Here is a 10,266-nt window from a genome sequence, read left to right as displayed (position 1 = left end):
CCCCGGGGTTTTCAGTCGGTCCGGTATTCGAACATGCTCGTGAGTTCGCCGTTCTCGCCGTACAGCACCGACGCCAGATATTCGGCGTTCTCCTCGCACCACAACCGCTGTTCGGCGGTGTAGTTCTCGAAGTATTCGTCGTCGGTGTCACCCGGGCGCAGGGTCAGAAATCCCATGAGGTGGCGCGCGGCTTCGTTTTCGGTGGCGTTCGAGGGTCCGCGGATGTCGTCACCGGAGAAGATCAGCGTGTCGCCGCAGTACAGCGCGTATCGCCAACGCTGACCGTCCCACGGGGTGTATCCCGCGGATTCCAAGTTCAGGGTGTGGGGGGTGTCGGTGAACCCCTCGAAACGGAACGTTGCCATTTCAGGTCTCCGTTTTCCCGGTGGGGCGGGGCGCCGGGGCGCGTTGCGCGCGCCCCGGCGCGAACCCTTGGGGGTGTCAGCAGTTCTCGACACGGACGCCGCCGAGCGGACCGAAGTACACGCGCTGGTCCGGGTAGGCGTCGCCGTCGGGGGTGGCGAACAGCAGAATCTCGCTGTCCTCGCTCACCGCTGGGGTAAAGACCTTTTCCGGGTCGCGGTTCACGAACTCGAATTCCTGGCGCCAGGACGCGCCGTCACGGAATCGGTCGCGCAACGCGTCGCGCGCGGCGTTCAGGGTCGGGAACTTCTCGATGTCTTCGAGCGGGTCGGACGGGGAATATCCGCATCCGCCGAACCAGAGTCCGTACCACACGGGAATCTCCTCGGAGAACTGGCTTTGCTTGGTCAATGGATATATACCCGAATTCCCTCGCACAAACACAATCGCCCGGCATTTATCGGCGCGCCGCCGGCGACGAATTCACCCCGACAGAGAACAGCGAAACTCCAAGAAAGACAAACACAAGGCATTGCACCATGCAATGCCATTAAATGGCTGCCATTCATGGTGGATAATAGATTGATGCTGACGCCATCAGGCGAACAGGGAACGCGGCGGCAGCGACTCGGGGCCGTGTTGATTTTGAGGGAGGCTGCTTGCGGCACCTGTCGGGCATCCCACCGACCACCCCAATATGCGCCCTGAACTGGGGTTTTGTGTGAGCATGGGGGTGCCCGCCATACAGACGCCGGGAATGGCGCACCGACGGGCCGGACGGGCGGCACAGGGCGAGTGCTCACGCAGGCACGAGAAAGCCCTGCGCCCCACAAGGTGCGGAGGGATCAAAGGTTTTTCACCTGAATGGATCGTCGTCGTTTTCCGAACCCGAAGAAATAGCGTTCCGCACACGCTCGGCGGACTTCTGGTCGCCTTTTTCAGCGTACCTGCGCTCTAATTCCAGGGCGGCTTCTGCGGCGTTCGGATCGATCCTGATGGCCCGGTTGAGCATGGAGATCGCCTGCCGGGGATCGACCTCCTTGGAATAGGTGGTCAATGACCGGACCATTTCAGACCGGATACGCGCCCGTACCCCTTCGGCCCACAGATAGTCGGTGTCCTCGGCGAAATCCCCGTCGGCCATGGCGGCGGCACTGGTGGCCAGCACCGCGGCATCGGCGGCGTCCGCGGTGGTCGCCTCGTCCAGCAGCTCTTCGACGCGCCACAAGTCGATGGCGGCCATGTCCGGGTTGATCCGGTAGTGCTCCCCTTCGTGGAGGATGATCGCTGTGGCATCCTCGCCCAGGTCGGGGCGCAGGGCGGCACGGATGGACGTGCAGGCGTCGTGCCAGCGGCGGATGGCGCGGTGTGGGGCCTCCGCAGGCCACATCGCGTCCACGGCGGCCTCCATGCGCACCCCGGCCGGGTGGGCAGCCAGGTAGGCCAGCACTTCGGAGGCGGTGCGGCGGTGGGGGCGCACCTGGCGGCCGTGGACGGCCAGGGTGATGCGGCCCAGCACGGTGACCGACACCGCCCCGGCGGGCGTGGCGTCGGCTGGAGGAGGATCCGTTGCGGCGGTCCCCGGTGCCGGTTCGGGTGCGGTGTCCGGGTCCGTCGTGTCGGTGGTGTCGTCGGAGGGCTCGGTGGCAGGGACGTGGCGGGCGGTGAGCACCTGGTGCAGGGCTGCGCCGGCGGTGGTCGGCCAGCGGTGGCCGACGATGTGGCCGAAGGGCGGGTCGGCCGCGGTGATGGTGCCGGCGGGGTCCAGGGTCAGGGTCGGGCCGTCGGGGTGAGGCCAGGGTCCGAGCAGGACGGCGCTGAGCGGCGCCCCGCCGGCGTGGGTGAGCAGGGAGGTCACCTCGGAGGCCACGGTGGAGTCGGCATCGGCGACCAGGACGAACTGCGGCCCGGACCGGAGAACGGTCTCCTGCTCTTCAGCGGTGTCGTGGGCGTCGGCGGCCTGGTGGCGGGCCAGCACCTGGAGGTGCAGCAGTGTCAACGCATCTTCGACGGTTTCGGTGACCATGATCGGAGCGTCCTCCCCCAACTGCGGGAGACGTCCGGCGCTATCGAGCAGGGCGTTCAGATCGGACTCGGCGACGACCACGGTCAGCGCGTCCTCGGCATGGTCCAGGGCACGGGTCAGGAGGGTGCGGGCGGCGCCGGTGGCACCGGGGCCGGTGATGCCGACACCCGGGACTCCGGCCAGGTCGATCATGGCCAGCTCGGGACGATCGGGATCCTCGGGTGGAGTCTCCCCCGTGCTGGAGTTCCCAGCCTTTCTGGGTGCGGTGTGGTGGGGTTCCTCGGTCTCCGGCTCGTCGGGGACGGTCGCGCCGGGTGGGTGATGGCGGCGGCGTTCGACCAGCATCCCGGCCAGCACCCCCGCGACACCGGTGGTCATGGCCAGCACCAGCCCGCTCAGCAGCAACAACATCACACCCGAGGCCGATTCCTCCTCGGCGGTCTCCTCCCCTGGCGAAGGTTCGGCTGTGGACGGGGGTTCGGGAGATGGCGGGGTGACGACCACGCCGTAGGTGATCTCCACCCGGCGTTGTTCGGCGTCGTCGTCGGTGTCGAGCAGGTGGCGGGATCCTTCACCTTGGACCTCGATCACCGTGTCCTCTCCCAGGTGCGTACGCAGTGCGTCCGCAACCGTCTGTGCTCGGCGTTGCGAGAGGTCGAGGTTGTAGTCGGAGTCGCCGGCAGCGTCGGTGTGCCCGGTCACCACGAGCGGCAGCTCCGGGGCGCCGTGCTCGGCGATGAGCGCCGCGGTGTCGGCGAGATCCTGTTCCATCACCTCGGTCAGGGTGGCCGAGTCGTACCCGAAAGCGTCGACCACCCGGGAGCGTTCCACCACGAACGGCTCCGCAACCCCCTCCCCCAAGGCTTCCCCCTCCTGCTCGTCGGCTTCCTCCTTCGGTAGCTCGGCGGCGACCGCCGCCGTCGGGGCGACGGCGTTCGCGGCGGGTGGGGAGAGCGCGAGACCCCCCAGAGTGGTGACCGCGAGCAGTTGGAGAGGGCGCAGCGGCCCCGACCAGACCGGGCGGCCTCGGAGGCGAAGACGGGCCCAGAGTTCGGCGGCCAGCACCAGCACGTACAGCGCCCACATCGTCCACAACAACACGATGAGCGCTGCGGTTCCGACCCCGCCGGGCAGGCGTGCGCTGCGCAGGTGGACCTCCCAGGTGAGCAGGGAGAGATCCAGGGCCGGCCAGGTGAGGGTGATGGCGAGCCAGGGCAGCCCGGCCAGCAGGGCCAGAGTCGTGGCCAGGGCGGCGAACCTGCGAACAGCGCTCATGGGATCGGTCCTCACGGAGAGGGGAGGTCGTCGTCGGTCAGGGGTGTGGCCGTGGCGGTGGCGCCCACGGGGTGGGTGCCGATGGGGAGCAGCACGAACATGTGGGATCGGGTGGTGGTGACGGTGACGGTGTCGCCGTCTACAGTGACCGCGCCCTCGGTGCCGGCCTCGGCGAGGTAGGCCTGGGCGGCCGCGGCCGCTGCCTCGGGGTCCAGGGCGATGGTCCCGGACTCGCGGTAGGCGGCCAGGTCGATCTCCTGCGCACCAACCCGGGCGGCCTCCTGGGCCAGGTGGAACGATCTGTTTTTCTGGGCCAGGGCCAGGCCGGTGTCGATGGCCAACGCCAGGAAAGCGAGCAGGGCCAGGGCGCCGATCAGGAGGAACGCGGTGGCCGCACCGCGGTCCTCTGCTGCCTTGGGATGAAGGTTCATGGTGTGCCCCGGTAGCGGTCGACGACGGCGGTACCGCTGCCGGTCACCGGCAGGGTGAGGCCGAAGATGACAGTGAGGTCGACCTGGCAGGTGACCGTGGTCTCCACCACGGCCCCGGGAGCCAGCCCGTGCAGGTCGGCTGCCACCTCGTGGGTCGAACACGTGGCGGTGCTCTGGGTGGCCACGTCAGCGGCAGCGGTCGAGGCCGCTTCCTGGGCGTCGGGCACGGTGCGCTCCAGGGTGGCGGCTCTGGCGGCGGCGTGGGCGGCCGAGTCGGCGACCATGGCGGCCGAGATGAGGTGGTGGGCGGCCAGTCCAGCCAGAGCCAGGAGCACCAGGAGCGGGGTGGCCAGGGTGACTTCGACCGCGGCCGAGCCGTGATCGTTGCGCCGGGTCGAGGAAGTGGGGGTGTTCATGGTGCGGGGCGCTCCACGGGGGCGGACACGGTGTGCTCCACCGGCCAGTCCACACCGGGCAGGAGTGTGGGCACAGTGGCGGTGACCTGCACGGTGGCGGTGGCCTCGGTGCGCTCCACCGTGATGTCCAGATCCCGCAGTAGTGCCCCTTGGAGCTGGGCGGCGGCCTGCTCCGCGCCGGTGCGCCCCTCGGCTTCAGTGGCCTCCCAGGCGCGGGCGGCGGCCAGCCCGTGGTGGGCGATGGACTGGGAGACGTGGGAGGCGTAGGCGTACAGGGCGACCTGCACCACCGCCCCCAGCAGCAGAAGCATCAAAGGGGTGGCAAGAGTGACCTCGGCATAGCCGCCGTCGTCACGAGCGCGCCAGGTCCGAGGGCTCATTCCGACCCCGGGAGCATGGACACGACGGTGTTGGCGGTGTTCTCCAAGCCGTTGGTGATGATCGCCAGGATCACGATCAAGGCCGCCACGATCAGCGCGGTCCCGACCGGATATTCGGTGAGGAACGATCCCCGGTCCTCGCGCAGGTCGGCGTGGGACGGGGTGAGGAGGCGGTGCAGGGCCTGGCGGAGACGGTGGTGTGCGGGTGCTCGGTGGGTGTGCATGGGCGCCTCGGTGGGAGTTACAGGGTGGTCATGATCAGAGCCAGGGCCGGGTAGCCGATCAGCAGAAGGAATCCTCCGAACAGCAGCGTCACCGGCAACGACATGCGTTCGGTGGCGGCGTGGGCGTCAGCTTCCAGCTCGGCCAGGTGGTGTGTACGCAAACTGGTGGCTTTGGCGGACAGGCTGGAGCGGACCCTGGCTCCATCGGCTCCGGCCAGGCGCAGGGACGCGGCGAGTTCGCGGGCGGCGGGCACGTCGTAGCGGTCTCCGAGCCGGTCCAGGGCGGTCCAGGGTGGGTCGTGGCGGATGGCGGCAGCGGTCAGTTCAACGCGCAGGCGGCGCATGGCCCAGGAGTCGCTGGCGTGGGTGGCGTCGGTGAGCGCCCCGGTGACCCCGGCGCCGCCGGCGAGGGAGATGACGACCAGGTCGCAGGTGGTGGTGATGGCGTGGCGCATCTGCTCGCTGCGTTGGCGGGCGTGGCGGTGCAGGTCGGTGTCGGGAGCGGTCCACAACACGAGTGCGAACAGCACCCAGCCCAGGAGGGGCAGGGTGAGGGGGATGCCGAGCAGGGCCAGCACCGGGCCCAGAACCACCGGCCCGCCCAGGGCCACCATCGCCATGGTGGCTTTCTGGGCGAGGTAATCCGGGATGGTGCGGTCGCACATCCGCAGGCGGTGGCGGGTGCGCGCTCCCGGCAGGCCGAGGGCGGCCAGCACCGGAACCCCGAGAGCACCGATCCCCGCCGGAGAGAGCACGGGTTCAGCCGGGTCCGGCGGCGGGTCGGCGAGGAGTTCGGCAAGGGTCGGGCGCGTCAAGCGAGGAGCGAGCACCCACCACAGGGCCACGGCCACGGTGGCTCCGCCGATCCCGGCCAGCACGAAGGGGTTCACCTCGTCACCACTTCCTCGTCAACAGCCGGGTCGGGGGCCAGGATGCGCGGCCCCAAGTCCACCCGGGACATGCGGACCAGCCACACCAACCCCACCGCCCACAGCCCGCCGATCACCACCAGGACCAACTGCCCCACGGAAGCGTCGTAGGGGGCGAAGAACTCCCGGTTCAACAGCAGGAGCACCGCGGCGAGGGCGAGGGTGGTGCCGGTGATGATGCGGGCGGAGGTGCGGGTGCGGGCCCGGGTGGCGGCCACCCGCACCAGCATTCCGGCCTGGTCGCGGGCCGCGGTGGCCAAACTCGCCAGCAACGGTCCCAGGTCGCTGGCTTGGCGGGTGGCAGCGCTGGACAGCGCCGCGACGGCCAGATCGGCGGTGGGCACGTCCACCCGGTGGGCGAACTCCCGCAGCGCCTCCTCCGGCGGCGCCCCGTTCTGGAGCTGGTCGGCCAGGTGAGCGACGTCCTCGCGCACCGGTGCGGGAGCGGTGGGCACGGTGTGGATGATGGCCTGGTGCAGCCCGGAGGCCCCGGCCATGAGGTCGCGGATCTGCTCCACCCACCCGGCGACGGCGTCAATGCGTTCCACCTGCGCGGTGTGCGCCCGGTCCGGCCCCAACACGGTGGGCAGCCACCACACCGCCGCGCCCACCAGCACCATGGCGACCGGCCATCCGGTCACCGCCCACACCACCAGGCCCCCGGCCACAGCTCCGAGCAGCCGCAGCGCGTGTTCTCGGGTCACCACCAGGCGGACCTCCCCCGATCGGGGGCGTTCGGCAAGTCGGCGTGCGATCTCCAACGCGAGCAGCCCGGCCCCGGCACCCAGCAGGAGCCCACCGACCGCACCCCACACCAGCGGGTTCATCGAGCCCTCCGGGAACCGTTGACCGCGCCTGCGGAAACCAGCCGCGCCGCATCGAACCCCGCTTCGGCTAGGACCGCTGCGGTGGTCGGGCTGGGCGGGGCACACCTACCGCCCGGGCTGTAGATCTCGTTGGAGACCACCTGGCGGCCATCGGCTCCCGCGACTTCGCGCACGCTGGTGACCCGCCGTTCCCCTGCCGGGGTCGCCGACACGTGCACCACCAGGTGCACCGCAGCCGCCACCAGCAGCGAGGTCGCCTCCAGCGGCAAGCCATCGGCTAGCGCGGCGTACGCACCGAACTTGGTGAAGGCACCCTGGGAATCGGGAGCGTGCAGGGTGGTGAGGGAGCCGTCGTTGCCCTGGGACATCGCGGTCAACAAAGGGACGGTCTCACTGCCGCGGGTCTCGCCGACGATCACCCGGTCCGGGGACATCCGCAACGCCGCCCGCACCAGATCCGCCACGGTCACCGCACCTTGGCCCTCGGTGTTGGCGGGGCGGGCATGCAGGGCCACCGCATCGGGATGGGCGTCCACGTCCCGTTCCAGGCCGAGTTCGGGGACGTCCTCGATGGTGACGAGGCGCTCATCAGGTGGGATCTCCGCCGCCAGCGCCCGCAACAGGGTGGTCTTGCCGGCGCCGGTGCCACCGGTGATCACGATGTTGCGCCGCGCGAGCACCGCCGCCCGCAGCAGATCCACCAACACCGCATCCAGCGTCCCCAAACGCTTGAGCTGCCCCAGGCCGACGGTGCGGTACCGGTGGCGGCGAATCGACACCACCGGGATGTGCGAGACGTCCAAGATCGCGTTCAACCTCGATCCGTCCGGCAGCACCATGTCCAGGATCGGGGCGGCCGGGTCGAAACGCCGTTCCCCGGCCGGGGAGTCGGCGGCGATCCGCCGCACCAGCACCACCAGCTCCTCCGCGGTGTCAACGATCGGGGCACGCTGTTCGCGGCGACCGTCGGCGTAACGCACCCAGACGTTCCGACCGGTGAGGTTGATGTTCTCGATATCCTCCTCGGCCAGCAGTTCCTCCAGCGGCCCGAGGCCGCTCACACGGGCCAGCACCTGCCGGGCGATGCTCTCTTCCACCGACCGGTCGGGCACCCGCTGCCCGGCGGCCAGCGCTCGGCCGGCCCGCTCATCGAGCACCTGCCGGATCACCCGCCGGGCCAACGCCCGGTACTCCTTCCCCGCAGCCGGGCCCTGGTCGGTGTCAGAGGCCGCCGTACTCAACCGGCGGGTCACCTCAGCGGCGACCTCGCGCACCTGCCGGGCGATATCGTCACCGGTCACGGCACCTCCCCGAGGAACGTGGCCACCGCCGGATCCTCCATACGCGGTGCGGGGGTGGAGGGGGCATGTTCGGTGAGGGTGCGCCCCAGGTGCCGGGCCTGGCGGATCAGCGGACGCCGGTGCAGGCGACGACCCTGTTCACGGCGGCCGGTGAGCACCTCCGCGCTCACCACATCGCGCGGGATCATCGCCCACACGGGCAACCCGACCGCGTCGGCAATCTCTGCGGCGGACCGGGACGGACCGATGACCACCGCCCCGACCCGAGCGCACCGCTCCTCCAGATCGTGAGAGGCGTCCTTAAGGCGTTTGAGATGCCCGACATCGCCCGAGGTCACCACAACGGCGACGTCCGCGGCTTCGAGCAGTTCCTGTGCCGGGGTCTCGGGGTAGACCCGGCCCAGGTCCACCACTGTCACCCCTTCCGTCAAGGACAGGGCCTTGGGGTTGCGGGCCAGCAGATCCAGCGCCCCGGCCACCCGGTCGGCGGTGGGCGGGGCCACGCACACCGCCAGCCCACCGGGCAGCACCTGAAAGAACCGAGAGAACTCCTGCGGCGGGGTGTCGTGGTCCTGGCCGCTGCGGCTGGCCGCGGCCAGATCCACCACCCCCGGCCACAACGGCAGATTCCACCAGGCGGCCACATCACCGCCGGAGGCGTCGGCCTCCACCACTCGCACTGGAGTCTCGGTTGGCCACGCCCCGGCCAGCGCCAAGGCGAGCGTCGTCACCCCAGGGGCGCCGGAGAGCGAGCACAGGGCGATGATCATTCGTCTCTCCCCGGGGTGTGGACCAGAGCGAGCTGTTCCTCGGCCGCCGCCCGGGCCAGGATCGTGGCGTGGGAGGCATCCACCACCAGGTCGACCAGGGTGCCGTTGCCGGTTTCCGCGGCGACCAGCGACTGCACCACGGCGGGATAGGAGATGTCGCCCTCGTCGGCACCGGTGATGACCACGACCACCCGCGACCCGGTCCGCACCGACGACGGCACCCGCCCCGGGCCGAGCTGCGCACTGACCGCGACCTCGTTCGCCGCGAGCTGTGCGCCGTCGCCGCCCACGATCTCCTCCGACAGCAGCCCGCCCTCGGCCACCGGCAGGGCGAGCACCGCGCCCACCACCTGGGCCGGGTCGGAGACCGTGGGCAACCCGTCCGCGCCGGCCAGCTCGACCACCCGCACATCCGCCGGGGTGAGCACATGCCCCGCAGGCAGATCCGCAGCCGCCACCAGCACCGGGGAGCGCTGGTCCACTTGAGCCAGCGCCAGCACCCCGGTGGTGGCCCCGGCCGCCATCAACGCCAGCACCACCAGCAGCGACCGCCACCGGCGTGGGCGGCCTGGCAGCCGCAGAGGGGCGTCGGACTCACGGGGCCGGGCGTCGGTCGCGGTCGTCATGTGACCACCCCGGAGGACTCGACCACCCGCACCGGAACCGAAGAAGTAGTGACCAGGTCCGGCAGGCTCCCGCCTTCACCGGAAGTGCTGGACCAGGTGATGGACCACGCCATGTTCGCGACCACCTCACGGCTACCGCGGGAGGTGTAGGTGTGCCCGCAGTCGGGCGACGCGTCCGCGGGATCGTGGAGCCGGGGGGTGTAGGCGGTTCCGGGGCCGTCGCACTCCACGGTGGTGCCGTCCCCCATGTCCCAGGACAGTGAGCTCGGGGTGGCGGTGACGGTCACCGATCCGCCCGGGACCGACGCCGTCGCCGACCGAGCCTCCCAGTCGCCCACCCACAGCCATACCGGGACCTGCACCAGGATCGGAGCCTCGGCTCCGGGGGACATCGAGATCCCGGGGGCGCCCAAGGACAGGGAAGCCCGCGCCTCATAGGCGAGGGCCTCGTAGTCGATCTGGGGCACAGCCTCTCCGCCCACAGGGCCACCGCCCACGGTGGCGCTACACCAGGCCACGAGCCCATCGAGGCCGCAGGCGGGCTCGGGCGACGCTTCAGCACCGGCCGAGGAGCCACCGCTGGCACCCATACCGCCATTCGACCCACCACCGCTTCCAGAACCGCCAGCTCCACCGGACTCGGCGGACACATCGCAGCCCGGCCCACCGGCGCTTCCGCATTCCGCGCGGCCGATGAA

Annotated in this window: 13 protein-coding genes; all 13 read right to left on the bottom strand. The window is 70.6% G+C overall.

Going from position 1 to position 10,266, the window contains the following annotated elements; translation table 11 throughout:
• Nucleotides 1–11 precede the first annotated feature (11 nt).
• A complete protein-coding gene (locus ACJOT3_RS05920) occupies nt 12–365 on the bottom strand; it encodes a hypothetical protein (RefSeq protein WP_406969611.1) in 354 nt (117 codons plus the stop codon).
• A 76-nt stretch (nt 366–441) separates the two neighbouring features.
• A complete protein-coding gene (locus tag ACJOT3_RS05915; protein ID WP_406969609.1) occupies nt 442–738 on the bottom strand; it encodes a hypothetical protein in 297 nt (98 codons plus the stop codon).
• 481 nt (nt 739–1,219) lie between these two features.
• On the bottom strand, nt 1,220–3,664 hold the full coding sequence (locus ACJOT3_RS05910) for an OmpA family protein (protein ID WP_406969607.1): 2,445 nt from the start codon (nt 3,662–3,664) through the stop codon (nt 1,220–1,222).
• Nucleotides 3,665–3,675: 11 nt separating this feature from the next.
• Nucleotides 3,676–4,095 (bottom strand): pilus assembly protein TadG-related protein, encoded by a 420-nt coding sequence (locus ACJOT3_RS05905; RefSeq protein WP_406969605.1) that lies wholly within the window; start codon nt 4,093–4,095, stop codon nt 3,676–3,678.
• Nucleotides 4,092–4,511, bottom strand: coding sequence for a TadE/TadG family type IV pilus assembly protein (locus tag ACJOT3_RS05900; protein WP_406969603.1), 420 nt, complete (start codon nt 4,509–4,511; stop codon nt 4,092–4,094). Before ACJOT3_RS05900 ends, ACJOT3_RS05905 begins: the two co-directional genes overlap by 4 nt.
• Nucleotides 4,508–4,822, bottom strand: coding sequence for a pilus assembly protein (locus ACJOT3_RS05895; RefSeq protein ID WP_406969601.1), 315 nt, complete (start codon nt 4,820–4,822; stop codon nt 4,508–4,510). Before ACJOT3_RS05895 ends, ACJOT3_RS05900 begins: the two co-directional genes overlap by 4 nt.
• Before the next feature lie 65 nt (nt 4,823–4,887).
• Nucleotides 4,888–5,115, bottom strand: coding sequence for a Flp family type IVb pilin (locus tag ACJOT3_RS05890; RefSeq protein WP_406969599.1), 228 nt, complete (start codon nt 5,113–5,115; stop codon nt 4,888–4,890).
• A 17-nt stretch (nt 5,116–5,132) separates the two neighbouring features.
• A complete protein-coding gene (locus ACJOT3_RS05885) occupies nt 5,133–6,005 on the bottom strand; it encodes a type II secretion system F family protein (protein ID WP_406969597.1) in 873 nt (290 codons plus the stop codon).
• On the bottom strand, nt 6,002–6,871 hold the full coding sequence (locus ACJOT3_RS05880) for a type II secretion system F family protein (protein WP_406969595.1): 870 nt from the start codon (nt 6,869–6,871) through the stop codon (nt 6,002–6,004). The genes ACJOT3_RS05885 and ACJOT3_RS05880 overlap by 4 nt, the downstream gene beginning before the upstream one ends.
• Nucleotides 6,868–8,172: a TadA family conjugal transfer-associated ATPase gene (locus ACJOT3_RS05875; RefSeq protein ID WP_406969593.1), complete on the bottom strand. Its 1,305-nt coding sequence runs from the start codon at nt 8,170–8,172 to the stop codon at nt 6,868–6,870. Before ACJOT3_RS05875 ends, ACJOT3_RS05880 begins: the two co-directional genes overlap by 4 nt.
• Nucleotides 8,169–8,942 carry a CpaE/TadZ family protein gene (locus ACJOT3_RS05870; protein WP_406969591.1) on the bottom strand — a complete coding sequence of 258 codons (774 nt, stop codon included), beginning with the start codon at nt 8,940–8,942 and terminating at the stop codon, nt 8,169–8,171. The genes ACJOT3_RS05875 and ACJOT3_RS05870 overlap by 4 nt, the downstream gene beginning before the upstream one ends.
• The gene (locus ACJOT3_RS05865; protein WP_406969589.1) at nt 8,939–9,568 is read right to left on the bottom strand and encodes an SAF domain-containing protein; all 630 of its coding nucleotides are present in this window, start codon (nt 9,566–9,568) and stop codon (nt 8,939–8,941) included. The genes ACJOT3_RS05870 and ACJOT3_RS05865 overlap by 4 nt, the downstream gene beginning before the upstream one ends.
• Nucleotides 9,565–10,035, bottom strand: coding sequence for a hypothetical protein (locus ACJOT3_RS05860; protein ID WP_406969587.1), 471 nt, complete (start codon nt 10,033–10,035; stop codon nt 9,565–9,567). Before ACJOT3_RS05860 ends, ACJOT3_RS05865 begins: the two co-directional genes overlap by 4 nt.
• Between the last annotated feature and the right edge of the window lie 231 nt (nt 10,036–10,266).

This window comes from Nocardiopsis protaetiae (assembly GCF_045446735.1).
Taxonomy (GTDB): Bacteria; Actinomycetota; Actinomycetes; order Streptosporangiales; family Streptosporangiaceae; genus Nocardiopsis; species Nocardiopsis protaetiae.
The sequence above is the reverse complement of the archived record's forward strand: the minus strand, read 5'-3'. Positions and strand labels throughout refer to the sequence as shown.

Excerpts from the sequence above, each read along its gene's own strand:
- ACJOT3_RS05895 (WP_406969601.1), bottom strand. The coding sequence starts at position 4,822 with ATGCTTCTGCTGCTGGGGGCGGTGGTGCAGGTCGCCCTGTACGCCTAC.
- ACJOT3_RS05890 (WP_406969599.1), bottom strand. The coding sequence starts at position 5,115 with ATGCACACCCACCGAGCACCCGCACACCACCGTCTCCGCCAGGCCCTG.
- ACJOT3_RS05920 (WP_406969611.1), bottom strand. The coding sequence starts at position 365 with ATGGCAACGTTCCGTTTCGAGGGGTTCACCGACACCCCCCACACCCTG.
- ACJOT3_RS05910 (WP_406969607.1), bottom strand. The coding sequence starts at position 3,664 with ATGAGCGCTGTTCGCAGGTTCGCCGCCCTGGCCACGACTCTGGCCCTG.
- ACJOT3_RS05870 (WP_406969591.1), bottom strand. The coding sequence starts at position 8,942 with ATGATCATCGCCCTGTGCTCGCTCTCCGGCGCCCCTGGGGTGACGACG.
- ACJOT3_RS05905 (WP_406969605.1), bottom strand. The coding sequence starts at position 4,095 with ATGAACCTTCATCCCAAGGCAGCAGAGGACCGCGGTGCGGCCACCGCG.
- ACJOT3_RS05880 (WP_406969595.1), bottom strand. The coding sequence starts at position 6,871 with ATGAACCCGCTGGTGTGGGGTGCGGTCGGTGGGCTCCTGCTGGGTGCC.
- ACJOT3_RS05900 (WP_406969603.1), bottom strand. The coding sequence starts at position 4,511 with ATGAACACCCCCACTTCCTCGACCCGGCGCAACGATCACGGCTCGGCC.
- ACJOT3_RS05865 (WP_406969589.1), bottom strand. The coding sequence starts at position 9,568 with ATGACGACCGCGACCGACGCCCGGCCCCGTGAGTCCGACGCCCCTCTG.